Below are 25,346 nucleotides of genomic sequence, written 5' to 3'. Positions count from 1 at the left end.
CTCATGGCTGGCCGCTAAAAGAACACCCCTAACCTGAGTGCAAAGCTATTCATATTTACCCTTCCGTCGTTCCATTTTGCATTACGGGTCACATCTACAAACCCGTTCTGGTAAGTAATACCAGCCATGCCTTTCAGGTTGTTACCCAGCGGATATTCTATCCCCGCACCCAATAACATTCCTACATTGATCCGGTTCATTTCCGGTAATATATTTACGCGGTCGTAGGTATTGCCCATAGAAACCACGTTAGCCCGGCCACTTACCGGAAAATCAAAGTAGGTACCAAATTCACCCCAGAAGTCAACCCCTTCCTGTTCTGTATTGGATTTCAACTTCAGGGCTACCGGAACCTCAATGTAGGTGAGCTTCATATTATATTCCGCCGGGTTGGCTTTATAATCGTTAAGTCCTTTTCCTGCATCATATTTGAGTTTGCTGCCGGCCAGCAATACCTGGAAGCCCGACGACAGTGCATAGGTGCCTTTTTCATTCAGGTTGAAATCTGCCATCAGCCCGAAATTCAGTCCTGCCTTGGCCGCAGTGCGATTTACACCGGATTCCTGCGGTTTCAGGATCGATACCAGCGGACTTACTGTAAAGCCCAGCTTTACTTTACTCCTGAAAGTACCATAGCCATCCTGTGCCATACCTGCCTTTGCTATACCCATAATAGTCAGCAAAATGATGATCTTCTTCATAGTCTGATGCTAGTTCGTAATTTTTTATAATACAAGGTAAATAATAATTTTACCTTAGATGAGTTTTAAAAGCGATGCAAAGTTACATTAATAAATATACCCTGCTGATAAGTTGCTTCGTGGCCCTGTTAGGCACTGCAGCCTGTAATTCCGGCAAAAAAGCGCCAGACGTAAGTCATATACCCATGACCGTTAGTTGGTCGCGCTTCGATTCCGCGTTATTTACCATTGATACCAACCAGATGCAGCCCGGACTGGCAAAGCTACATGCCGCTTACCCGGTGTTCCTGCCGCTGTATGTAACGGATATCATGAATCTGGGCGCTTATTCCGACAGCAGCGCGGCGGTGCAACAGCAATTACATCTTTTCCTGACCACACCGGATTTCCGTCAGCTGGAAAAAGCGGTAGCTGCTAAATATGGTAACGGCGACAAGCTGAAAGCCGAGCTGGAACAATGTTTCCGGTATACCAAATACTATATTCCATCGTTTCGTACCCCTAAAGTAGTCACCTTCATTTCCGGGATAGCCAATTATGGTGCCATTACAGTAGATTCTATACTAGGTATCGGACTGGATATGTATATGGGAGAAGACTTCCCACCTTACGCAATGATCCCCGACTACCCGGATTATATGATTCATCGCTTTACGCCACAATATGTGGCGGTGAACTGTATGCAGGTGATCCAGCAACAAATGTATCCGCCTGCCCGGAAAAACGGTAACCTCATCGAACAGATCGTGGAAGCTGGTAAACAACAGTATTTCCTGGATAAAGTATTACCGGAAACACCGGATACTATCAAGCTTGGATATACGAAAAGTCAGCTGGACTGGTGCCGCGACAACGAGCAGATGATCTGGCAGTTTTTTGTACAAAATAACCTGGTATACTCCACTGATTGGCAACAGATCACTCATTTTACGGGTGACGGCCCTTCTACGCAGGGGATGCCCGAAGGATCACCTGGTAAAATTGCCAATTTTGTGGGATGGCAGATTGTCAAAAAATACATGGAAGATCACAAGGAAGTTACCTTGCAGCAATTGATGGAAACCAAAGATGTAATGGAATTATTCAAAGCCTCAAAATACAGGCCCAGATAGATTTACAGGCTAAACGAAGACAGGAACTAGTTTAATTTGAATGGAACTACCATCTGGAACTCCGGAATTTTAACTTCCAGTATCTTCTTATCCAGTTGGTTTTCCATTTGATAAGTACCGTACATCTTACCGATCTCCGTGCGAAGATTGGATCCCGAGACGTATTGGTATGTTTCACCGGGGGCCAGCAATGGTTGTACACCCACCACACCTTCGCCCTCCACCTCACGGTGTGTTCCGTTGGAATCGATGATATACCAATGCCGGCGGAGCAGTTTAATAGGGAAAGTGTTATTGTTTTCGATGGTAATACGGTAAGCAAACATGAATTCGCTTCCAATAGGATTAGAATAATCCGGCTGGTAGAATGTTTCCACGCTGATGGTGATGCCCTCTGTTACCTTCTTAACCATAAAATCAACCTTTAACGTAAAAATAAGAAAAATAAAACCAGTGGCTGGAAAAAATATACCAGAACCCCTACTTTAACGATTCTTTAAACTATTTCAATATCGTTGAGTATGTCGGGATCTCCTTCCGAAGCCCTTGCCGCCACTTCCAACTCGTTGTTATAATAGCCGTTACGCAGGTATTGTGCCAGATATTTCCACAAAAAACCATAAAAGCCTAATTGCTGGTACTGCTTCACATGACAAGCTTCGTGTCTCATCCACGAAACATCTGACAAAAAGCGTTCCCGGGACGCTCCATATAGATGGATGGTGCGTCCCAGGACCATGGCTACAGACTGCACCCGCATAGAGCGGGCTGCAATTTTGGCTAACCAGGAATTTTCATGTATACGACATCTTATTTTTTCCAATCTTTCTTCCCGAATAACGTAAATCTACGGGAAATATTGAATCCCCAGCGGAATTGTCCCTGTAGCCAGGAAGTGGTAGTAGCGGGAATAAACTGGTTTTCCAGGATAGCAGTGGAGTTGGTAAAGGTAACACTGAATACGTGGCCACCGGTTTCAATTTCCAGGCCCAGCCCCAGCGGGTTGTAAAAGGTGGTGCCTTTGGATTTAAAGTAGTCTTTGCTTTCAGCGGTCCGGAACGGATAATAATACTCTGCCAGCAAACCCAGTCGCTTGCTGAGCTTCAGGCGGCCTGCAGCTCCCAGCGCAAACATATTATTCATATCCAGGTAGCTCACATGGTTGCGATGTACGTAAGTAGGCATCAGCGTAAGCGATAACCGGTCGGCAAACTTCCGGGATACCAGCGCCTGCGCTACATACATCAAACGGTCTGACCCATCTGAGAAGTGTGCAGCAGACGTAATGTCTGTATTAGATGGCATTCCACTGATGACCATATTACCAAATACCGCCAGTGACACCGGTATATGATTATCTGTTGTTTGTTGCAAAAACCGGTACTTCACCAGCCCTTCATATAATTGCTGTAAGTCCCCGCTGCCTTTGCTTCTGCTGATACCTACCATGAGGTTATCGCTGATGCCATATTCAAAAGCGATGCGGATATCCGTAGAATTATCGGTACCGAAAAACGTTTTGGTGCCACCGAATTCACCACCAGCATCGCCGAAACGGTGTGCCACGCGGAAGTCCAGCTCATGCTTGCGGAGCATTTCGGTAGATTGTCCCTGTACAATGCGGGTAGATTTGTACGTGTCCCGTACTTTGGTATGGGTAACGCCGGTAGAGTCGAAGAGCTTGTCGAGGCTACCCTGAGCGGATGCCTGCCAACTGATGATGCAGCCTAAAAATATGATGGAGATTATTTTCATAGAAAAAACTTATTTACTGTAAGGAGTGTAAATGGCATTCACCGTTACGGCTACTACTTCTGCCACATTTTGTACAACTAAAGATGGAATCTTAATACCGTGATCAGCTACACGTACATTGAAGTTAGAGGTAACGGTAATGGTGCTACCTTTAGTAACCATTGTACCTTTTGCCGTATATGTTTTCTCCACTCCATGAATATTTAGTGTGCCCGTTACCGTAACCGGATAAGTACCGTCTTTATTGAATTCCGGCGATTCATTGATTTTGCCTTTGAATTCCGCAAAGGGATATTTATCACTTTCCATATAGTTTTCATTGAAGTGATCCTGCATCAGCTTTTTTTTGAACTGAAAGCTGCTGATAGGCACTTTAAAGAAAATATCTTTTGTTTTCAGGTTGATGGCAGCCGCCCCTTTATCTGTTTTTGCTTCAATGTCTTCCAGGGGGGAGGAGGAAAAAAAAGATAGCCGTGCATTTTTACAGGTATACACATCCTGGGCAACGGCGCCAGATGCCCACAGCCACGCGCATATAAAAAGCAACCAATGTTTCATGCGATTCTTTTTAAAGTTATTGATCCGGAAGTCCGTGTGCAATCCAGCAGGCTATGGAGTCTTTCATCCCCTGCGATAGTGCCGGGAATCCCATCGACTGTGGCATATCGGCCTGAGGGCCGGTCACACGCAGGTCGAACGTTGAGCGGTGCGTGTTGATATATCCTTTTAGTTTGTCGGCGGTGGAGAAATCGGCCACCACCGGGGAGCTGCCACCCGGATGACAATTCCGGCTGGTGCAATTAGCCTGTACCACGCCTAATACGTAGGAGGTGGTGATTTTAGCGGCATCACAATTAATACCACCGCTTACGGGTGGAGGTGCCTGCTCATTTTTACAAGCAGCAAACACCAGGCAAATCAATAAGAAAGGTGCTATACGTGTCATAGGTTTTTCTATCATTTAACTCGGTATACGGGATAGTATTTAAATTGGTTGCTTTATGCGGCAGATAAAATTCTGCTATATTACATGATTAACCACTTATTTTTGCACTAAATAAGACTTGACCGTGAATATTGAACAACTATACAGCATCTATGAGCAGCACCGCTCGGTACAAACGGATACCCGTAAACTGAAAGCCAACGATATTTTCTTTGCGCTGAAAGGAGGTAACTTCAATGGTAACGAATTTGCAGCCCAAGCCCTTGAAATGGGAGCTGCCTTTGCCGTGGTAGATGAAGCTGCTTATTTCACGGTTCCCGAAAAAATGATGCTGGTAGAAGATGCCCTCACTGCCCTGCAGCAGCTGGCCTTACGGCATCGCCAACAGTTGAATATTCCGTTCCTCGCCATTACCGGTACTAACGGTAAAACCACTACGAAAGAACTGGTTAATGCCGCTTTATCTGCCGGAAAGAAAACTTATGCCACCGTTGGCAATCTCAATAATCATATTGGCGTACCCCTTACTATTTTAAGTATACAGCCGGATGTGGAAATCGCCGTAATTGAAATGGGAGCTAACCACCAGCTGGAAATTGCCGGTTACTGTAAAATAGCATTGCCTACACACGGTATCATTACCAACATTGGGAAAGCCCACCTGGAAGGCTTTGGCAGCGAAGAAGGGGTAAAGAAAGCCAAGGGAGAACTCTACGACTTTTTACGTGCCAATAACGGCACCGTGTTCGTATGTAACGACTACGGCTACCTGGTGGAAATGGCTACGGGTATTCCTCATATCATTACCTATGGCAGCAAAGAAGCCGATTTTGTAGGTGAAGCCATCGCGGACAGTGCTTTCCTGGCCGTGGAAGTAAGAGGCGATAGCCAGGTAGGATTTATACAAACCCAGCTGGTAGGCGCTTATAACTTCCCGAATGTGATGGCAGCAGTAGCCGTAGCCACTCATTTCGGCGTACCGGAAAAAGATATTGCCCCCGCCATTGCCCACTATACCCCGTCCAATAACCGTTCCCAGGTGATACAGCAAGGTACCAATACCATCATCATGGATGCTTACAATGCTAACCCATCGAGCATGAAAGCCGCCATCGAAAACTTTGCCGGCATACAAGCCGATAAAAAAGTGTTGTTGCTGGGCGCTATGATGGAATTAGGAACAGACAGTGTAAAAGAACATACCGATCTCGTTCAGTTACTGGAACGCACACACTGGGACGCCGTGGTATTGGTAGGCGGAGATTTTAAGAAAGTAAATCACCCTTATATCTTCCTGGAAAATTCCACAGAAGCCGGGAAGTGGCTGCAGCAGCAACAATTTCAACATACGCATATATTGATCAAAGGTTCCAGGAGTACGGGTATGGAAAAGGTGCTGGCATAGCCCGGCCTTCCTGTCATGCGACACTAGACACGAATAGTTCAAAAAATTTGTTAACGATTTTATAATTGTATTAATTTTAATACTTAAATCTGTCATTTGAACTTTGCCCAAAATCTGAATCGCATGCACAAAAAAATCTGGTGTTACCTCATTTGTATGCTCTGTTGCGTACTGGTATTGCCTAACGCCCTGTTTGCCCAGGAAACTACCGCCGATATTGCGGGAACAATTGGTAGTAAAGAGGGCCCCGTACCTGGAGCCAGCATTGTGGCCACCCATCTTCCTACCGGCACGAAATACAACACAGTGTCTCGTAAAGATGGTCGTTTTAATTTACCCAACCTCCGTGTGGGTGGTCCCTACACCCTGACCGTTTCTTACATCGGTTTTAAAGATGAAAAACGGGAAAACATCACCTTGTCGCTGGGTCAGGAATACAAAGCAGATGTAACGCTGCAACCCAGTACCAGCACCTTAACAGAAATAGTGGTGACTTCTGTTGCACAAAACAAAGTAATCAACAAAGCCCGTACTGGTAGCCAGGAAGTAATTACCCGTGCACAAATGGACAGGCTGCCTACTGTGAGCCGGTCTATGCAGGACTTCACCAGGCTGACACCTTCTGCCAATGGTTTGAATATTGGAGGTAGAAGTAACCAGTTAAACAACATCACGGTGGATGGTGCCAATTTCAACAACTCTTTCGGCTTACAGGCTACACTGGGCTCCCAGACTTCGTCTCAGCCTATCAGCCTCGAAGCGCTGGAGCAAATCCAGGTGAACGTATCCCCTTATGACGTAAGACAAGGCGGCTTTTCCGGCGCCGGTATCAACAGCGTTACCAAGAGTGGAACCAATACCTTTAAAGGATCTGCCTATACCTACATCCAGACACCTGGTTTGCAGGGCCGGAAAGTAGGTACCGTTACCGTTCCTAAACCGAACTTCAACTACAACATGCGCGGCTTTTCTGTTGGTGGCGCTTTCATTCCCAACAAACTGTTCTTCTTCGTAAGTGCTGAACAGGAAAGAATTAAAGCCCCGGCTACCAGCCTTGTTGCCAACAAACCTGGTGGTGTATCCGGTGGTAACGTGTCTGCCGCAGTTGCAGATACCCTGGATGCCCTGAAACAATTCCTGATCAGTAAATTCGGCTACAACCCGGGCGACTACCAGGACTATACCTATCGTACACAAAGCGACAAGGTTACCTTTAAAGTAGACTGGAACGTAAATGATCGTAACACGTTTACCTTCAAATACAGCTACCTGAAATCACTCAGGGATATTGCCGCCAGCAACAGTGGTGCTCCCGGCCCTTCCAGTGTTGGCCGTCAGCCCAGTGCTACTGGTCTGCCTTTCAGCGGTAGCGGTTACACCATTCATAACGATTTCAACATCTTTATTGCGGAATTAAATACCCGTATCGGTAACCGTGCCTCCAATAAATTCCAGGTAGGATTCTCTGCAATGCGTGATTACAGAGCTGCGCTTTCCCAGGGTAATTTCCCGCTGGTGGATATCATGAACGGACAAGGCGGCAGTTATACTGCCTTCGGTTATGAACCATTTACCTACAATAATAAGCTCAATACCAATGTATACCAGTTGTCCGATATCTATACCATGTATAAGGGCAAACATGAAATTACCATTGGTACTCAAAACTATTATAAAACATTCCTGAACGGTTTTGCGCCTAACTACAATGGTAACTACCGTTTCAATACCCTGCAGGATTTCTATGCGAGCGTTAATAATAACAGCTCTACTGCGATCCGTTATGCTTTATCCTATGCTACCACCAAAGACAAATCCTTCCCATATGCAAAAATCAATATGCTGGAGTTGGGTGCATTTATACAGGATAAATGGAGTGCAAGCAACTACTTCACCCTTACTTACGGTGTTCGTATAGACTTACCAGTTATAGGCAGCACATTTGACAAAAATGACTCCCTGACTACTTTAACCAATTTCAGAGATGGAGTAAGACTGGATGTGGGTCAGGCGCCTAAAACTACGCCGCTGATTTCACCTAGAATTGGATTCAACTGGGATATCACGCATGATGGTAAAACACAGTTACGTGGTGGTGCCGGCTTATTTGCAGGTCCTCCTCCGGCGGTGTGGATCAGCAACCAGGCGGCTAACAATGGAGTACAGTTTGGATCATTTGTGGTAGCCAACAGTGATAACTCTCCTATCAGTAATTTTCCGTTCAATCCTAATCCAGATACTTACAGGGATAATTCCGGGAACCTGTCTAAACAATATAATATAGCCGTTACCGATAGGAACTTTAAATATCCACAGGTAATGAAAGTAACCCTGGCCATTGACCGTCAGTTGCCATGGGGCATCATTGGTACCTTGGAAGCCAACTACTCCAAAGATATCAACGCGGTATACTTCCAGAACGTAAACCTGCCAACAACAGGATTCCAGCTGGATAGCACCCCTGACAACCGTACCCGCTACAGCAGCAGTAAAATATATGGCGCTGGTACCAGCCTCGGCAACCCAAATATCAGCGACGCTATCCTGATGCGTAACACCAACAAAGGCTACTCTTATTTTGCCACTATACAGTTCCAGAGAAACGTGAATAACCTTTACCTGAGCGCTGCCTATACTTATAGCAAATCACGCAGCGTAAATGATGGTGGTACTATTGCACAGAGTAACTGGCGCGATCGTCCGGTACAAGGAGACCCTAACGCCAATGTATTGGGTTATTCCAACTACTATATGCCGCACCGTGTAATAGCAGCAGCTTCTTACCGCTTTACCTGGGCTAAACATTTTGCTACCTCCGTTGGTATGATTTACGAAGCAGCACCTAGCGTAAACGGTTTGTACAGCAATACTTCCTATACTTATAGCGGAGATGTAAACAATGATGGTTCCGGTGGTAACAACGACCTGATCTACATTCCAAGAAACGCCAGTGAAATCAAGCTGGTGCCTGTAGGCTATGGCGATAAAACCTATAATCCTGCCACCAATGCAGATAAACGCACTGCGGCTATTATCTGGAACCAGGTAGACAACTACATCAAACAAGATGCTTACCTGAGCAGCCATCGTGGCGAATATGCAGAGCGTAATGCCGTAGTATTACCTTTCGCTAAAAGAATGGACGTGAATATTACACAGGATATTTTTGTGTATAGCGGTAAAGAAAGAAACAAACACACTATCCGTATCAGCTTTGATATTATCAACTTTGGTAACTTCCTGAACAAGAACTGGGGTATTTCCAAAATGCCTAATTCACCTTCTTTCCTGAAGTACGAAGGGTTGTACAGAGATCCAAGCGGCGCTGCAACACATGCTGCTGCATACTCTTTCCCTTACCTGGATGCTAATAACCAGATTCCGGTTACTAATTCCTGGAAAGATAATACCAACACCATTTCCCGTTGGCAAGGTCAGATCGGTATTAAATACCTGTTCAACTAATAAAAGAGCATACATAAAAAAGAAAAGTCCGGATCATGATCCGGACTTTTCTTTTTTATGCAAATAAACATGACATTTTCCTTTACAACAAGCGAGACATCGGATCAACAAGCAAGAACATTCACGTGACATATCTTCTACCTGACTCCCGAAATAAAAATATACTTCTTACAATTTGTTCGATACCCTGAGCGTTTATAGCATTGACCAATAAGCATAGCATCTGTACTATCCCTCTCTCTTATGAAGCAATAATTGGAATCAAATCACAATTCTGTGTAGAGCTCGCTTTAAAAAAAAGACCTGCAAGCTAAAAAACCCGCAGGTGTTCATAACCTATGCCAACTTTAGAGTAATCGTTAAAACTTAAACTGTTAAAATCTATAAAGCTTAAGTCTTGTAATATTTTGAGTATTGTTCTTTTTTGTATTTGAGTGTTTGTAGATATAACGCTATGGAAAATCTATTTGTTCAGTTTTTTATAAAATTATTTTGGTTTTAACTTTTTTGTGCCCTTTTGGGGGGTGTTTCATAATTACTTACGAATACATAATTCCCTTGGATTGCTAAAATGGAAAAAAAATTAAAAAATTTATTATTATTTAATTTTGATATATATAAGTAAATGCTTACTTGATCTCCTGACAAATTTCTATTAAAACTCCGTTACTATGCTTAGGATGAAGGAAACAGATCAGTTTATTATCTGCCCCCCTTTTTGGTGTTTCCTGTAATAAAACAAATCCTTCTTCCTGTAATCTTTTCATTTCTGCATAGATATCTGCAACCTCGAAAGCGATGTGATGCATTCCTTCTCCCTTTTTATCCAGGAATTTGGCGATGGCACTACCCGGACCAGTAGCTTCCAGCAATTCTATTTTACTTTCTCCCTGCTGAAAAAAAGCCGTAATCACCTGCTCACTGGTCACTTCCTCCTGTTTGTAACAGTTGGTATTTAAAAGTTTTTCAAATAATGGAATGGAATCTGCCAGTGAATTTACCGCAATGCCAATATGTTCTACCCTAAGCATGTTGATGAGTTTAATAATGTACCCGAAATGCCGCATCCGTGAGGCATTTTCGGGACATGCCTCACCCGGTAAAAATAGAACTTATGTTGTAAATTTGTTAGGTCAGCTATTAGATATCGGAAACAAAGACACATATGCTACAATTACCTGTTTACCTTGACAATAATGCTACTACTCCTTGCGACCCAAGAGTGGTGGCCGCCATGTTACCTTATTTCACTGAGGTATATGGAAATGCGGCCAGTCGCAGCCATCCGTTCGGATGGGCAGCCCAGGAAGCAGTAGATTATGCCCGGGAACAGGTAGCCAGGCTGATTGGCGCCGATACCAAAGAAATTATATTTACCTCCGGCGCAACGGAAGCTGTTAACCTTGCCATCAAAGGCGTATCCGAGATGTATGCCACCAAAGGCCGTCATATTATTACTGCCGCTACTGAACATAAAGCGGTACTGGATACCTGCAAACACCTCGAAAAACAGGGCGCACAAATCACCGTGCTACCCGTTGACAAAGAAGGACTGGTTGACCTGGCAGCGCTGGAAGCAGCCATTACGCCGCAAACCATCCTGATCAGCATTATGTATGCGAACAATGAAACCGGCACCATACAGCCTGTACAAGCTATCAGCGCCATCGCCAGGAAACACGGTGTACTGTTCATGTCTGACGCTACACAGGCGGTAGGGAAAATTCCGGTGAACGTAAACACTGATGGCATAGATCTGCTGACACTTAGCGCCCACAAATTATACGGTCCCAAGGGAGTAGGCGCCCTATATGTGCGCAGACGCTCGCCCCGCGTAATGCTTACGGCCCAGATAGATGGAGGCGGACATGAACGTGCCATGCGCTCCGGTACCCTGAACGTACCCGGCATAGTGGGCCTGGGCAAAGCCTGTGAACTCTGTGAAACAGAAATGACCTCTGACAGTGCCCGGATCAGCGTGCTGAGAGATCGACTGGAAAACGCATTACTACAACTGGAGCAGTCATACGTAAATGGCTCCCGCACCCATCGCCTGCCCCATACTACCAACCTTTCTTTTAAATATATAGAAAGTGAAACCCTGATGATGGGGTTCAATAAAAACATCGCCCTCTCTACCGGTTCCGCCTGTACGTCGGCCTCCCTGGAACCCAGCTATGTGCTGAAGGCACTGGGGCTGAGCGACGACCTGGCCCGCGCGTCCCTTCGTTTTGGGCTGGGACGTTTCACCACAGAAGAACAAATCGATTATACCATCCGTACCATTACAGATGCAGTAAATAAGACGAGAAGTGAAAGCCCGGTATGGGAAATGTATAAAGATGGGGTAGACCTTGATACAATAGCCTAAAAGGTAATGGCGTTTAGCTATATTTGTATCTTTACTAATATCCTAATCCTTAGAAACTGTTCATGCTAGCCATCTTTAAGAAAGAGATAAACCAGTTTTTCAGCAGTGTTACAGGCTATGTGGCCATTATCCTGTTTTTGCTGGCAAACGGATTATTACTCTTCGTTTTTCCGGAAACCAGTTTGCTTGATACAGGTTATGCTAACCTGGATCCACTGTTCAACCTGGCCCCCTTCATTTACCTGCTGCTGATACCAGCTATTACCATGCGCTGCTTTGCCGATGAGTTCAAAAGCGGTACCATGGAGCTTCTCAGCACCAAACCTGTTACCGGCTGGCAAATAGTAATGGGGAAGTTCTGGGGGAGTATGGTGATTGTGCTCATTTCACTATTACCTACCATCGTATATTATTTTGCCATTCAACAATTAAGTGTAGATACCCAGCAGCCAGACACCGGTGGCATCATCGGGTCCTATATAGGGCTGTTGCTGTTGGGAGCCTCTTTTACGGCTACCGGCATCTGGTCATCTTCCCTAACCAACAATGCCATGATTGCTTTTCTCATTGCCATTTTTACCTCTTTCATACTGTATAACGGTTTTGACGCCATCAGCAAAGTACCTGCCTTCACCGGCGGCGCCGATTATTACCTGCAGATGGCGGGCATCAAATTTCACTACGCATCTGTGAGCCGTGGTGTGATCGATAGCCGGGACATCATTTATTTCATCAGTATCATCGGCCTGATGCTCTATCTTACTAAATTATCCCTCCAAAGAAAACTCTGGCAAAACGGGTAAAGATCTCCCTTACTAAATGTTATGGCTACACGAAAAAAATACATACAACGTGCAATAGCGGTCGTACTGCTACTCACGGGCATAAATATAGCTGCTGCTTATTTCCATGGCAGGTGGGATCTGACAAAAGAAAAAAGATATACACTCACCAGCCACACGCGGCAAATGCTGCGCCAACTGGATAGCCCGGTAGATATTGAAGTATTCCTGAAAGGCGATTATCCTGCCAGCTTCCGCCAACTGGCACAAGCTACCTCGGAACTACTGGAAGAATTCCGGGAATACGGCAAACAAAATGTCCGGTTTACGTTTGTCAACCCCGGGCAGGGTATGACCGACACCGCCCGCATGAAATTCCTCGGCGAGCTGACAGCCCAGGGTATCATGCCTTTTAACATGCAGGTGCAGCAGGAATCCAACGATGGCTTTGCGCAAAAGCTTATTTTTCCCGGAGCACTGGTGCATTACAAAGGGAAAACCATGGGCGTAAACCTCCTGAAAAACCAGGGCGGGCAAGATCCCATGCAAACCATGAATAACTCCGAAGCCCTGCTGGAATACCAGTTTGCCAATGCCATCAGCAAATTGCAACAAAAAGAAAAACCGCTCATCGGCTATATGATGGGCCATGGGGAATCGTTAGGCGCAGAAGTATACGACGCGCTGAGTACCCTCCAAAGCAATTATGCATTGGATACTCTCACTTTACAGTCGGCCTCCTTTATTTCCCCGGAATTTAACGTGATCCTCTTTGCCAAGCCTGCCGGCGCTTTCAGCGAGGCTGACAAACTAAAAATAGATCAATACGTGATGAACGGTGGTAAAGTGCTGTGGTTTATTGATGAATCCAGCGCTTCCATGGACAGTCTTCATCAACAAAATGCCTTTGTGGCGGTAGACCGTGGACTCAACCTGGAAGACCTCCTGTTCCGCTATGGTGTGCGCATTAACCAGGACCTGGTAATGGATCTGCAAAGTGATGTAGTGCCGCTGGTAGTAGGCAACGTGGGCAACCGGCCACAGATACAGCCCGTACCTTTTCCCTACTTTCCTATGCTCATGCCTACCAAAGCACATCCTATTGTAAAAAACCTGGATATGGTATTGAGCAGGTTCGTTAGTTCTATGGATACTATAAAAAATGACGCCGTCCGTAAAACCGTGCTGCTGACTACTTCCCGTACCAGTCGCGCTACGCGCCTGCCCACAGAGGTTAGCTGGGATGTTGTAAAAACACAACCCAATCCACGCGAATACCGCCAACAATATATCCCAACAGCTATTTTACTGGAAGGACACTTTACCTCTTTGTTTCATAACCGCCAGGATCCGGCAGTAGTAGAAGCGCTGCAACGCGCTTCCGGCAAGCCTTTCCGGGATGCTACAGATACTATCAATAAAATGATTGTGGTGAGTGATGGCGACCTGATTGCCAACGCGGTTTCCCGTAAAGAAGGCCCGCTGCAAATGGGCATCAACGAATTTAATCCGGGCTTTGCCTTTGCCAATAAGGAATTTTTCCTCAACTGCCTGGAATACCTTAGCGGTAACAGTGGTATTATGGAAGCACGTAACAAAGAACTGACGTTGCGCCTGCTTGATAACGGAAAAATCCGCCAGGAAAAAACCAAGTGGCAGGTAATCTGTTTTCTTGTGCCTATTGGGCTGATCCTGTTATTCGCTATGATTTTCCAATTTGTACGCCAACGGAAAGCAACCAGCTACTAGCTTTTAGCTGTTAGCAAAATGCAGCGAAGAACATATTATATTAATCTTCGCTACATTTTGCTAACAGCTAAAAGCTAACTGCTAACTGCTGTTTCACTATCTTTGCTCCTTCATAAAAAAAATCAACTACATGACCTCCATACAATGGACCTATCTCATATTCTTTATTGTGGTAGTCATTGCATTAATTTTTGACCTGGGTTTATTCAGTAAAAAAAACGAAAAAACAACGATCAAAACTGCTTTATGGCAAAGCATTTTCTGGGTAGGATTGTCCATATTATTTTTCGGATTCATGTGGTTTGAAGATGGCCCGGAAACTGCGGTTAGCTTTATGAGTGCCTATCTGATGGAGAAGTCATTATCCATGGATAATATTTTTGTGTTCATCCTCATATTTAGTTTTTTTAAAATAAAAGAAGAAAATTATGCCAGGGTATTGCTGATTGGTATTGTGCTGGCTATTATTTTCAGGGCTATCTTTATTAGTGTGGGCGTTGTATTGATCCGTCAATTTGAATGGATCTTATATATCTTTGGCGCCTTTTTGCTGTACACCGGCTTCAAAATGTTTACGGCTAACAGCGATGATGAATTTAAACCGGAAGAAAATTTTGCTTACCGGTTTATGAATAAATATATGCGGGTAACAACAGAAGAGCCGAAGGGCCGTTTTGTTATTCACAAACATAATAAGACGTATCTCACCACGTTATCCCTGGTAGTGGTAATGCTGGCAGTAACAGATATCATATTTGCACTGGATTCTATTCCGGCGGTATTTGCGATATCCCAACAACCGGTAGTGGTGTATACTTCCAATATATTTGCGGTACTTGGACTCAGGTCCTTGTTCTTTTTACTGAGAGGAGCGGTGGATAAGTTTGATTATTTACCTCAGGGTATTGCTATTGTGCTTATTTTCATAGGACTGAAAATGCTGGCAGAGTATTTTATTCATATACCGGTATATGTATCGTTGATAGTGATCGTACTATGCCTTGGAGGTTCCATCCTCTATTCCCTCTATCATCAGAAGAAAGAATTACCGGAAGCAGAAGAGAAGTAAAAAGCAGCTGTAGACAAAGTTTTTGCGGCCGCTAAGTGATTATTCAAACCTGATAAACGTGTATAACGCAGCAAGCATCAACAAGACTTTGAAAGGGGAATTGTTGCAAGAGACTGGATTTTCTGAAATTGACCATCTTTTATTGGATAGCCGGAAGCTAAGCTTCCCGGAATCATCGCTGTTCATTTCTTTGGTTAGCCCACGGCGCAACGCGCACCAATACATTGAAGAATTGTACCGCAAGGGAGTCAGCAATTTTGTGATCAGTGAACCTGTGCCCTTAGAAAAATATCCTAAGGCCAATTTCATTTTAGTAAAAGATACCCTGCAGGCCTTGCATACATTGGTGGCTTTTCACCGCCACCATTTTAATATTCCTGTAATTGGCATTACCGGCAGCAATGGAAAAACCATTGTGAAAGAATGGCTGTACCAATTACTGGAAAAGGATTACAACATTGTACGCAGTCCTAAAAGTTATAATTCACAAATAGGCGTACCCTTGTCGGTATGGCAAATGAAGCCGGAACACCAGCTCGCCATTTTTGAAGCGGGTATTTCACAACCCGGGGAAATGGTGAACCTGGAAAAGATTATCCGTCCTACCATTGGCATTTTTACCAACATTGGAGAAGCCCACAGTGAAGGCTTTTTAAATATCCGGCAGAAGATCAATGAGAAGCTGGTATTATTTGCTAAAAGTGATATCCTCATTTACTGCAAAGACTACCTTGCGCTCAATGAATGCGTGCTGGCCTTTCACAACCAGGTAGGTAAAAAAGAAAACCAGGAAGGCGGTGGACCGGAATTATTTTCCTGGTCCCGGAAAACAGATGCTGATCTGCGGATTATCAGTGTAGACAAAAATGATAATCATACCCGCATAGACGCCCTGTACAAACAGGAGCCGCTGCATTTCACCATTCCTTTTGTAGATGAAGGTTCCATTGAAAATGCTATCCACTGCGCTGCCCTCATGCTATACCTGGGCAAGGATGAAGCCGTGATACAGCAACGGATGGACCAGTTGAGCAATATTGCCATGCGCCTGGAACTGAAGCAGGGCATCAATAACAGCTCTGTGATCAATGACGCATATAACCTGGACCTGGGCTCTTTAACCATTGCCCTTGACTTCCTGCAACAGCAGCAACAGCATGCCACCCGCACCGTGATCCTCAGTGATATCCTGCAAAGCGGTAAAAGCGACGCTACCCTTTACGAAGAAGTTGCTGACCTGTTACAGAAAAAAGGCATTAATAAATTAATTGCCATCGGGAAAAATATTGGCCGCGAAAAGAAAAGTTTTCAACAGGTAGAAGGACTGAAAACACAGTTCTTTACCACTACCGACGAATACATACAACAATTCAACGCAGACGATTTCCAGAATGAAACCATACTGGTAAAGGGCTCCCGCGTATTCCAGTTTGAGCGTATCGGCAAATTGCTGGAACAGAAAGCCCACCAAACCATCCTGGAAATTAACCTGAGCGCTATTTCACATAATGTAAAGCTGTATCAGTCACTCCTGAAGCCGGATACCAAATTAATGGCCATGGTGAAAGCATTCTCCTATGGTAGCGGTAGTTTCGAAATAGCCAACCTGTTACAGTTCCACGGGGTCGACTACCTTGCGGTGGCCTATGCCGATGAGGGCGTGGAGTTGAGAAGGGCCGGTATCACCATGCCAATTATGGTGATGAACCCGGAACCTGCCAGCTTTGATGCTATTTTGCACTGGAACCTGGAGCCGGAAATTTATTCCATGCAGATATTACTGCAGTTTATGGAAGAAATCACCGCGGCGGGTAAAACTGAATTCCCTGTTCACATCAAGCTGGATACGGGTATGCACCGCCTGGGCTTTGTGAAAAGCGACATTGCGGAACTGGCACAACTGCTGACTGCCAGCCCGTTGATGAAAGTACAATCCATCTTCAGCCACCTGGCTGCCAGCGAGGATCCTGAAAAAGACGCCTTTACACAGCAACAGGGACGCTTATTTTACGATATGAGTCATGAGCTGCAGAAAGCACTGGGCTACACGGTGATCCGTCATATTGCCAATAGCGCGGCCATTACACGCCATCCGGATTTACAACTGGATATGGTGCGGTTGGGTATTGGCATGTATGGCATCGACAGCAGCAATGGTATTCAGGACCAGCTCCGCAATGTGAGCACCCTTAAAACCACGGTAGCACAATTGAAGCACCTCGAGGCCGGCGATTCAGTGGGCTACGGTGCCAAATGGGTAGCGAATGGCCCGGCAGTTACGGCCACCGTGCGTATCGGCTATGCAGATGGCTACCCGAGAAGATTGGGTATGGGTGTAGGTAAAATGCTGGTTCGTGGCAAATTGGCCCCGGTAGCGGGCGTAGTGGCCATGGATATGTTGATGCTGGATGTAAGCCATATCCCGGATGTACAGGAAGGAGATGAAGTCATTGTTTTTGGCCAGGACTTGTCTGTACAGGACTTGTCGGCCTGGGCAGGCACTATTCCATATGAAATATTAACAGGAATTTCACAGCGGGTAAAAAGGGTATATTTCCAGGAATAATGATATTGCAGGCTTCGACTTTGAAATAAACTATTATTTTTGATAAAATTCTAATATCAGTTGAAATATCGTCACGTAGTATTTATCGTTATCCTGATCCTGATCATTGATCAGACCCTGAAGTTTTGGATCAAAACGCATATGTTTATGCAACAGGAGTTTGTGATCTTCCCTAACTGGTTCCGTATCCACTTTATTGAGAATGAAGGAATGGCCTATGGGCTTAAGTTTGGAGGCGACTTCGGTAAAATTTTGCTTACCATGTTCCGCCTGGTAGCGGTAGTAGTAGGATTTGTGTACATGAAGAAGCTGATCAGGGAAAAATACAGTACTGGTTTGCTCATCTGTGGTTCACTGATCCTGGCGGGTGCTGCCGGTAACCTGATAGACAGTATGTTTTATGGCCTGATCTTCAATGATAGCGTAGGTTACGACGTAGCGAAATTCCTTCCTGCAGGCGGCGGCTACGGCAGCTTCTTACACGGTAGGGTAGTAGATATGCTGTATTTCCCGATCTATGAAGGCTACCTGCCTAGCTGGGTACCATTCAAAGGAGGTGATTACTTCGTGTTTTTCCGCCCGGTATTCAACGTAGCGGATGCAGCTATTTCAACAGGTGTGGTAGCTATCCTGCTGTTCCAGAAACGATTTTTCGGCAAGCATATGCAGCCTAAAGAAGTAGAACAGCCTATAGCGAAAGATCATGTAGCCTGATTACATTTTAAAATATTTATAGGGAGAAGCGTTCGCCAGTGGCGGACGCTTTCTTTTTTCGGTCAGGCGATCGGGCTTGTCAGCGCCCCGATATCTGCCCGAAGCCCCAGGGGTAAACGCAGCGGAACCTATCTCCGGAAAAAACAAAAAAAACTACACTCCGCCTATTCCTTCATTACCAACGACTTAAAGCGCCGCCTGCGGCTTGTTTGCCAGGGGTGCTACTGCAATTTTCGAACAAATACGGCCATTTGCTTTGAAATAAAAAATATCCGGACTACATTTGTCTACTAATTCTATAGACTATATGATAATGACTTTTACAAAACAGCCTGGTAATAACCGATGTTGAGGCACGACAACGGTTTTCACGTCCCCTTACAATTTTATCATTCCAGAATCAATAATGTTAACAACACTATGCAAAAGTTCTTACCTATACTGGCCAAATACCTCTTTGCAATATTGGTATTCAGTCCGGTACTAGTCCAGGCTCAACTCAATGGCTCCTATGTAATCCAGGGAACCATTACAGATGACCACGGCAATGCCCTTCCCGGCGCCTCTGTACAAATTAAAGGCACTTCCTTTGGCTCACAAACAGATGCACAAGGCCATTTCGAAGTGACTACCAACGCCAAATTCCCCCTGAAACTGGTATTCCGGCTAATCGGTTATCAACCACAGGAATTTGAAGTAAAAAGCAGTACCAGCAAACTGGCCATACAGTTATTCACCCAATCACTGCTCGTAAATGAAGTAGTGGTATCCGCTTCCCGGCAACAGGAAAAAATACTCCGCTCACCGGTAGCCATTGAAAAACTGGATATCCGCGCCCTGAAAGAAACCCCGTCCTCTACTTTCTATGATGCATTGGGTAATCTTAAAGGCGTGCAAATGACCACTGCCGGTCTTACTTTCAAAGTATTCAATACCCGCGGTTTCAACGTTCCCAACAACTTCCGCTTTATGCAGCTGGTAGATGGTGTGGACAACCAGGCCGCTACCTTAGGTGTACCACTGGGTAACGCTATCGGCCCTACGGAGTTGGATATCTCTACCGTAGAAGTAACGCCCGGCGCCTCTTCCGCACTGTATGGTATGAATGCCATCAACGGGATGTCGAACCTCATCACTAAAAACCCTTTCCAGTACCAGGGTGTAAGTGTATACCAGAAAGTAGCCGTGAACCACGTAGGTGACGACGGCGGTGCCAAATTACTCACTGAAACGGCTGTACGTTATGCACAGGCCTACTCGCCCTGGTTTGCATGGAAAATTAATCTCAGCTATATGCAAGGCACCGACTGGTATGCCGACAGCCACAACGATTTTTCTCCTCAAACCAAAGCGAACCCCGACTTTCCACAGTTAAGCGGCCCTAACAACATTGCCAACGACGCCTGGAATAAATATGGGGATAACTCCAACCTGCAGGTAATTGATAAAGACGGCCGCGCCTACAACGTGCACCGTACCGGCTACTGGGAAAAAGATATTGTGGGTGACTTCACCGTAAAAAATAAAAAAGCCGATATCTCCCTCAACTTCCGCCTGCCGCGTAAACTGGAATTATCGGCCTCCTACCGCTATGGCGAAATGGATGGTTTCTTCCAACGTGGCAACCGTATTGGCTTACGCGGTGTTACCGTACAAAATGCCAAACTGGAACTGACACACCCTGATTTCACCGTAAGATCTTATATCTCCATCGAAAACACGGGTAACTCTTATAACATGAACCCGCTGGCGGATAACCTGGAAAAGTCGTTTAAACCAGATAAAAAATGGCTGTCTGATTATACCACCGGTCTGAATAACGCACTCACCGCAGGTTCTGACCTGGTAGCCGCCCATCAGGCTGCCCGCTCATTTGCCGATGCCGGCAGATGGACACCTGGCACACCTGCATTTGATGCACAGGTAGCTAAAATTAAAAGTATCAACGACTGGGATATTTACCCTACTTCCAAAAACCCGGAAAACACCAGCGGTGGTGCTGCACTCCTGCAAAAAAGCCGTTTCTATCATACAGAAGGTACCTGGAACCTGCGTAAATACATCCATTTCGCAGATGTATTGGTAGGTGCCGATTACCGCACCTACGAAATTATTCCTGATGGCAACAACTTCGTAGATTTCTCCCGCCCTGCAGATAAACGTAATAGTCCGGGTGGAAAACACATCTGGTACGGCAAATACGGCGGCTTTGCACAAATCAGCAAAACATTCTTCAACGATGCGCTGAAACTTACCGGCTCCCTGCGTTACGACAAAAACGAGCAATTCGATGGTAAAGTAAACCCACGTATTGCTGCCGTGTACAGCATCAAAGACAAGCATAACTTCCGCATTTCCTGGCAGAATGGATTCCGTTTCCCTTCCCTGTTTGAAGCTTACTCCTTCGTAAATAACGGCCAGGTAAGACGTGTAGGCGGTCTCGCCTTCATTGAACAAGGACTGGGGTACTTTAAAAACTCCTTCCTCACCAGTTCAGTAGATGCTTTTGGCGTAGCAGTAAATAAAACCATCAACGCAGAACATATCTCTAAAGATGCCGCTGCTGCTAAAAACGCAGGCATATTGAAAGTAGCTAACCTGGATCCTATTGTTCCGGAACAGATCACTTCCTTTGAAGCCGGCTATAAGGCAGTATTACTCGATAACAAATTGTTCATCGACCTGGATGCCTACTATAGCTCCTACAAACATTTCATCGGACAAATAGAAGCGGTAGTTCCTAAAACCGGTAACGTAAACAACCCAGATCAAACTGTGTTAAACCAGATGCTGGATAAGTCGCAGCAAGACCGCTACCGCGTGTGGACCAACAGTAAATCCACGGTTAACAACTACGGCCTGGCACTGGCGGTTACCTATGATATCTACAAAGGATATACCGTGAGCGGTAACGCCAACTACAACAAACTGGCGCAGGACAAAACAAAAGACGACGCCCTGATTCCCGGCTTCAATACACCGGACTGGTTCACCAACGTGAGCGTGGGTAACCGCAACGTGTTCAAGAATGTAGGTTTTAACGTGGTATGGCACTGGCAGAATACTTTCTACTGGCAGAACCTTTTTGGCAACGGCGACGTGCCTTCTTACAATACCGTAGATGCACAAATCACCTATCGTGTACCGAAAATCAATACCTCCTTTAAACTGGGCGCTTCCAATATCCTGAACAGTAAATACTTCCAGTATGTTGGTGGTCCCACTATCGGTGGATTGTACTACTTAACGGTAACGTATGACAATGTGTTTAAGAAAATTAAATAACCATAAAACAGGCGATGCAGACATAATCCGCATCGCCTGTTTTTTTTATGCTAATAGCATATCATTTCACTTCATTTAACAGCACTTCCCCCTTTTCGAAACTTTCTATATTACGTAGTGTTACCTCCGCTATTTGTGTAAGCGCTTCTTTTGTAAAAAAGCCCTGGTGTGCAGTTACCAGTACATTGGGAAAGGTTGTCAGCCTCGACAACACATCATCCTGAATAATACTACCTGAAAAATTCTGGAAAAACAGGTGCTCTTCCTGTTCGTACACATCTATTCCTAATGCGCCGATATGTCCGTTCTTAAGGGCTTCCACCACAGCTTTGGTATCCACTAGTCCTCCACGGCTTGTATTGATTAACACAACACCCCGTTTCATGGAAGCGATAGTGTGTGCATTTACAATATGGCGGGTACTTTCCATCAAAGGACAATGCAGTGATATTACATCTGCCTTTTCAAAAACAGTAGTAAGAGAAGTGTACTCCACACCAGCTTTCACCAGTTCGGGCTGATCATAAATATCATGGGCATATACTTTACACCCGAAGCCCAACATAATACGGCAAAATACAGCACCGATATTCCCCGTTCCTACCACACCAATAGTTTTACCGAATAAATCAAACCCTTCGAGTCCGTTAAGCGTAAAGTTGCCGTCACGTACACGGTTATATGATTTATATATTTTACGGTTCAACCCCAGTAATAATGCTACGGCATGTTCTGCTACCGCATGGGGAGAATAGGCAGGCACCCTTACCACTTTAATACCGGCGGCGGCTGCAGCTTTGAGATCTACATTATTAAATCCGGCGCAACGCAGCGCTATTAACCGGATGCCCTTTTCTTTCAGTAAACGGATAACACCGGCATCAGCCTTATCATTTACAAATATGCAGATAGCTGTTTCTTCTTTTATGAGTGCCGTACTATCTTCATTCAAGGGTGTATCCAGGAAACGGCAACGATGTCTCCGATCTCCGGTAGCCTGGTTAAAATAGCTGACGTCATATGTTTGTGCACTATAAAAAAGGATATCCATGGGATTAGCGGTTAATTGTTAGCTTCCAGTTTTTAGCGCTCAGAAAAAATGCAGCGGAGATAAACATATAACATATTCTCCGCTGCATTTTTCTAAACGCTAAAAGCTAATGGCTATAAGCTATTTTATTTCACCTACCATGTTGGCAGGTACTACCCATTCATCAAATTCAGCGGGAGTTACATAACCCAGTTTCACGGCCATTTCTTTGAGAGTGGTACCTTCTTTATGGGCCTTCTGTGCAATTTCAGCCGCTTTGTAATAACCAATTTTGGTATTCAGTGCAGTGACCAGCATCAGGGAATTTTCCACGTGTTTCTGTATATTGGCTTCGATAGGCTCAATACCTTCCGCACATTTATCGTTGAAACTTACGCAGCCATCACCGATCAGGCGGGCAGAGTGCAGGAAGTTGAAGATCATCACCGGTTTGAACACGTTCAGTTCAAAGTGGCCGTTAGCACCGCCAACGCTGATCGCCACATCGTTACCCATTACCTGCGCAGCAATCATGGTGAGTGCTTCACATTGTGTAGGGTTTACTTTACCTGGCATGATTGAAGATCCCGGCTCATTGTCAGGGATATGAATTTCGCCGATACCTGCGCGTGGACCGGAGCTCAGCATGCGGATATCGTTGGCTATCTTCATTAAACTTACGGCTACTGTTTTCAGTGCACCATGAGCTTCAACGATGGCATCATGTGCTGCCAGTGCTTCAAATTTATTTTCTGCAGTAACAAAAGGAATACCGGTTAACTGTGCGATATTTTTTGCCACATTTTCAGAGTATCCTTTAGGTGTGTTGATACCAGTACCTACAGCAGTACCGCCCAGTGCCAGTTCGCTCAGGTGTGGCAGGGAGTTGTTGATGGCTTTCAGACCATGGTTCAGTTGCGCTACATAGCCACTGATTTCCTGACCGAGGGTGAGCGGGGTAGCATCCATAAAGTGGGTACGACCAATTTTCACCACGTGTTTAAAAGCTTCTGCTTTTTTAGCGAGCGTATCGCGCAGCTTCTGGATACCGGGAATCGTTACTTCCAGCAGCATTTTATAAGCAGCGATGTGCATCGCAGTAGGAAAGGTATCGTTAGAAGATTGGGATTTGTTCACATCGTCGTTAGGGTGAACAAATTTATCCTTGTCGGTGAGTTGACCGCCGTGGAGCACGTGTGCGCGGTAAGCAACCACTTCGTTTACGTTCATGTTGGACTGGGTACCGGAACCGGTTTGCCAAACTACCAGTGGAAACTGGTCATCCAGTTTACCTTCCAGGATTTCATCGCATACCTGACCAATCAGATCACTTTTTTCTTTCGGCAGCACACCAGCTTCCACGTTGGTGATAGCGGCAGCTTTCTTCAGGTAAGCAAAAGCCTTAATGATTTCTTTCGGCATTTTGTTGATATCCTGCGCAATCTTGAAATTTTCAATGGAGCGCTGTGTTTGAGCGCCATAGTAGGCATTTACAGGCACTTTCACCTCGCCCATTGTGTCTTTCTCTATTCTGAATTCCATGACTTAAACTTTTAAGGGTACAAAAGTACGGCTTTACGGATAGGGCAGCAAGCTATTCCCCCTTAAAATTCGGTTGTCTTTTCTGTATGAAGGCAGCCGCGCCTTCTTCCAGGTCTTTGGTAGCGAAGCAGGCGCCGAATTCTTTCAGTTCCAGCTCAAAGCCATCCTGGTCTTTATCCAGTGCAGCATTGGCGCATTTAATCACACGTGCAATGGCCAGTGGGGCTTTTGTTTGTATTTTTCGTAAGATGGATACCGCTTTGGGGAGCAATTCTTCAAATTTCACCACATGGTTTACGAGGCCCCAGGCCTGTGCTTCCACAGCAGTAATCATGTCGCCGGTCATCATCAGCTCCATGGCTTTGCCTTTGCCTATCAACTGGGTAAGGCGCTGTGTGCCACCATATCCCGGAATAAGACCCAGGTTCACTTCCGGCTGACCGAATTTGGCGTTTTCGCTGGCAATACGGAAATGACAGGCCATGGCCAGTTCACAACCGCCGCCAAGAGCAAATCCGTTAACCGCCGCAATAATGGGCTTAGGACAGCTTTCGATGCGTTGAAATATAACATGTCCTCTTTTGGCCAGTTCTTCGCCCTGCTTATCTGATAAAGTTAGAAACTCACTGATATCTGCACCCGCCACAAAAGCTTTTTCTCCGGAGCCGGTAATTACAGCGCCTTTAATTTCCCGGTTGCCATAAATCTCATCTACCACCAGTGCCAGTTCCGCCAGCACCTGCTGGTTGAGCGCATTCATTTTTTCCGGGCGGTTGATCGTAATCGTCAGAATATTATTATCCAGTTGTGTGCTTAACGTCTGATACATGAGCTGTATTTTTAGTTTACCAATA

The 25,346-nt window shown here is 45.3% G+C and carries 20 protein-coding genes; 10 read left to right on the top strand and 10 right to left on the bottom strand.

The window, feature by feature from the left end; all coding sequences use genetic code 11:
• Positions 1–14: 14 nt before the first annotated feature.
• Entirely contained in the window at positions 15–701 is a 687-nt protein-coding gene (locus J7623_RS11610) for a porin family protein (RefSeq protein ID WP_291920371.1), read from the bottom strand.
• A 74-nt stretch (positions 702–775) separates the two neighbouring features.
• On the opposite strand from J7623_RS11610, the gene J7623_RS11605 reads away from it, so the two are divergent.
• Complete coding sequence (locus J7623_RS11605; RefSeq protein ID WP_291920370.1) at positions 776–1,813, top strand: hypothetical protein; 1,038 nt, start codon at positions 776–778, stop codon at positions 1,811–1,813.
• 26 nt (positions 1,814–1,839) lie between these two features.
• Here J7623_RS11605 and apaG read toward each other — a convergent pair whose 3' ends face one another.
• The 5 genes from apaG to J7623_RS11580 all read right to left on the bottom strand — a co-directional run bounded on the left by apaG (position 1,840) and on the right by J7623_RS11580 (position 4,514).
• On the bottom strand, positions 1,840–2,226 hold the full coding sequence (apaG, locus tag J7623_RS11600) for a Co2+/Mg2+ efflux protein ApaG (protein ID WP_106526994.1): 387 nt from the start codon (positions 2,224–2,226) through the stop codon (positions 1,840–1,842).
• Positions 2,227–2,309: 83 nt separating this feature from the next.
• Positions 2,310–2,636, bottom strand: a complete 327-nt coding sequence (locus tag J7623_RS11595; RefSeq protein WP_291920364.1) for a DUF4157 domain-containing protein — start codon at positions 2,634–2,636, stop codon at positions 2,310–2,312.
• Positions 2,624–3,568 (bottom strand): DUF5777 family beta-barrel protein, encoded by a 945-nt coding sequence (locus tag J7623_RS11590; protein WP_291920362.1) that lies wholly within the window; start codon positions 3,566–3,568, stop codon positions 2,624–2,626. Before J7623_RS11590 ends, J7623_RS11595 begins: the two co-directional genes overlap by 13 nt.
• Positions 3,569–3,577: 9 nt before the next feature.
• Complete coding sequence (locus tag J7623_RS11585) at positions 3,578–4,126, bottom strand: YceI family protein (protein WP_291920360.1); 549 nt, start codon at positions 4,124–4,126, stop codon at positions 3,578–3,580.
• A gap of 16 nt (positions 4,127–4,142) precedes the next feature.
• The gene (locus J7623_RS11580) at positions 4,143–4,514 is read right to left on the bottom strand and encodes a hypothetical protein (RefSeq protein ID WP_291920358.1); all 372 of its coding nucleotides are present in this window, start codon (positions 4,512–4,514) and stop codon (positions 4,143–4,145) included.
• A 124-nt stretch (positions 4,515–4,638) separates the two neighbouring features.
• Here J7623_RS11580 and murF point away from each other — a divergent pair, with 124 nt between their 5' ends.
• Positions 4,639–5,919, top strand: coding sequence for a UDP-N-acetylmuramoyl-tripeptide--D-alanyl-D-alanine ligase (gene murF, locus J7623_RS11575; RefSeq protein WP_291920356.1), 1,281 nt, complete (start codon positions 4,639–4,641; stop codon positions 5,917–5,919).
• Between the two features lie 123 nt (positions 5,920–6,042).
• The gene (locus tag J7623_RS11570) at positions 6,043–9,384 is read left to right on the top strand and encodes a carboxypeptidase regulatory-like domain-containing protein (RefSeq protein ID WP_291920354.1); all 3,342 of its coding nucleotides are present in this window, start codon (positions 6,043–6,045) and stop codon (positions 9,382–9,384) included.
• Between the two features lie 629 nt (positions 9,385–10,013).
• Here J7623_RS11570 and mce read toward each other — a convergent pair.
• The gene (gene mce / locus J7623_RS11565) at positions 10,014–10,415 is read right to left on the bottom strand and encodes a methylmalonyl-CoA epimerase (RefSeq protein ID WP_291920352.1); all 402 of its coding nucleotides are present in this window, start codon (positions 10,413–10,415) and stop codon (positions 10,014–10,016) included.
• A 134-nt stretch (positions 10,416–10,549) separates the two neighbouring features.
• Between mce and J7623_RS11560 the strand changes: the two genes are divergently transcribed.
• The 7 genes from J7623_RS11560 (at position 10,550) to J7623_RS11530 (ending at position 21,920) form a co-directional block, all read left to right on the top strand.
• The gene (locus J7623_RS11560; RefSeq protein WP_291920351.1) at positions 10,550–11,755 is read left to right on the top strand and encodes an IscS subfamily cysteine desulfurase; all 1,206 of its coding nucleotides are present in this window, start codon (positions 10,550–10,552) and stop codon (positions 11,753–11,755) included.
• A gap of 62 nt (positions 11,756–11,817) precedes the next feature.
• Positions 11,818–12,558, top strand: coding sequence for a gliding motility-associated ABC transporter permease subunit GldF (gene gldF / locus J7623_RS11555; protein ID WP_291920349.1), 741 nt, complete (start codon positions 11,818–11,820; stop codon positions 12,556–12,558).
• 21 nt (positions 12,559–12,579) lie between these two features.
• On the top strand, positions 12,580–14,286 hold the full coding sequence (gldG, locus tag J7623_RS11550) for a gliding motility-associated ABC transporter substrate-binding protein GldG (RefSeq protein WP_291920348.1): 1,707 nt from the start codon (positions 12,580–12,582) through the stop codon (positions 14,284–14,286).
• Between the two features lie 130 nt (positions 14,287–14,416).
• The gene (locus J7623_RS11545) at positions 14,417–15,355 is read left to right on the top strand and encodes a TerC/Alx family metal homeostasis membrane protein (protein ID WP_291920346.1); all 939 of its coding nucleotides are present in this window, start codon (positions 14,417–14,419) and stop codon (positions 15,353–15,355) included.
• 58 nt (positions 15,356–15,413) lie between these two features.
• Complete coding sequence (locus J7623_RS11540; RefSeq protein WP_291920345.1) at positions 15,414–17,921, top strand: bifunctional UDP-N-acetylmuramoyl-tripeptide:D-alanyl-D-alanine ligase/alanine racemase; 2,508 nt, start codon at positions 15,414–15,416, stop codon at positions 17,919–17,921.
• A 60-nt stretch (positions 17,922–17,981) separates the two neighbouring features.
• Positions 17,982–18,635 (top strand): lipoprotein signal peptidase, encoded by a 654-nt coding sequence (locus J7623_RS11535; protein WP_291920343.1) that lies wholly within the window; start codon positions 17,982–17,984, stop codon positions 18,633–18,635.
• A gap of 420 nt (positions 18,636–19,055) precedes the next feature.
• Complete coding sequence (locus J7623_RS11530; protein WP_291920341.1) at positions 19,056–21,920, top strand: TonB-dependent receptor; 2,865 nt, start codon at positions 19,056–19,058, stop codon at positions 21,918–21,920.
• A gap of 61 nt (positions 21,921–21,981) precedes the next feature.
• Here the strand turns inward: J7623_RS11530 and J7623_RS11525 are convergent, their stop codons facing one another.
• From J7623_RS11525 to J7623_RS11515, 3 genes are all read right to left on the bottom strand, one after another.
• Positions 21,982–22,971, bottom strand: a complete 990-nt coding sequence (locus tag J7623_RS11525; protein ID WP_291920339.1) for a 2-hydroxyacid dehydrogenase — start codon at positions 22,969–22,971, stop codon at positions 21,982–21,984.
• Between the two features lie 120 nt (positions 22,972–23,091).
• The gene (gene fumC / locus J7623_RS11520; protein ID WP_291920337.1) at positions 23,092–24,492 is read right to left on the bottom strand and encodes a class II fumarate hydratase; all 1,401 of its coding nucleotides are present in this window, start codon (positions 24,490–24,492) and stop codon (positions 23,092–23,094) included.
• Positions 24,493–24,544: 52 nt separating this feature from the next.
• Positions 24,545–25,321, bottom strand: coding sequence for an enoyl-CoA hydratase-related protein (locus J7623_RS11515; RefSeq protein ID WP_291920335.1), 777 nt, complete (start codon positions 25,319–25,321; stop codon positions 24,545–24,547).
• Between the last annotated feature and the right edge of the window lie 25 nt (positions 25,322–25,346).

This window comes from Chitinophaga sp. (genome assembly GCF_017745275.1).
Lineage (GTDB): Bacteria > Bacteroidota > Bacteroidia > Chitinophagales > Chitinophagaceae > Chitinophaga.
The sequence above is the reverse complement of the archived record's forward strand: the minus strand, read 5'-3'. Positions and strand labels throughout refer to the sequence as shown.

Excerpts from the sequence above, each read along its gene's own strand:
- J7623_RS11580 (WP_291920358.1), bottom strand. The coding sequence starts at position 4,514 with ATGACACGTATAGCACCTTTCTTATTGATTTGCCTGGTGTTTGCTGCT.
- J7623_RS11545 (WP_291920346.1), top strand. The coding sequence starts at position 14,417 with ATGACCTCCATACAATGGACCTATCTCATATTCTTTATTGTGGTAGTC.
- J7623_RS11515 (WP_291920335.1), bottom strand. The coding sequence starts at position 25,321 with ATGTATCAGACGTTAAGCACACAACTGGATAATAATATTCTGACGATT.
- J7623_RS11530 (WP_291920341.1), top strand. The coding sequence starts at position 19,056 with ATGCAAAAGTTCTTACCTATACTGGCCAAATACCTCTTTGCAATATTG.
- gldG (WP_291920348.1), top strand. The coding sequence starts at position 12,580 with ATGGCTACACGAAAAAAATACATACAACGTGCAATAGCGGTCGTACTG.
- apaG (WP_106526994.1), bottom strand. The coding sequence starts at position 2,226 with ATGGTTAAGAAGGTAACAGAGGGCATCACCATCAGCGTGGAAACATTC.
- J7623_RS11590 (WP_291920362.1), bottom strand. The coding sequence starts at position 3,568 with ATGAAAATAATCTCCATCATATTTTTAGGCTGCATCATCAGTTGGCAG.
- mce (WP_291920352.1), bottom strand. The coding sequence starts at position 10,415 with ATGCTTAGGGTAGAACATATTGGCATTGCGGTAAATTCACTGGCAGAT.
- J7623_RS11585 (WP_291920360.1), bottom strand. The coding sequence starts at position 4,126 with ATGAAACATTGGTTGCTTTTTATATGCGCGTGGCTGTGGGCATCTGGC.
- J7623_RS11605 (WP_291920370.1), top strand. The coding sequence starts at position 776 with ATGCAAAGTTACATTAATAAATATACCCTGCTGATAAGTTGCTTCGTG.
- J7623_RS11570 (WP_291920354.1), top strand. The coding sequence starts at position 6,043 with ATGCACAAAAAAATCTGGTGTTACCTCATTTGTATGCTCTGTTGCGTA.
- J7623_RS11525 (WP_291920339.1), bottom strand. The coding sequence starts at position 22,971 with ATGGATATCCTTTTTTATAGTGCACAAACATATGACGTCAGCTATTTT.
- fumC (WP_291920337.1), bottom strand. The coding sequence starts at position 24,492 with ATGGAATTCAGAATAGAGAAAGACACAATGGGCGAGGTGAAAGTGCCT.
- J7623_RS11610 (WP_291920371.1), bottom strand. The coding sequence starts at position 701 with ATGAAGAAGATCATCATTTTGCTGACTATTATGGGTATAGCAAAGGCA.
- J7623_RS11560 (WP_291920351.1), top strand. The coding sequence starts at position 10,550 with ATGCTACAATTACCTGTTTACCTTGACAATAATGCTACTACTCCTTGC.
- gldF (WP_291920349.1), top strand. The coding sequence starts at position 11,818 with ATGCTAGCCATCTTTAAGAAAGAGATAAACCAGTTTTTCAGCAGTGTT.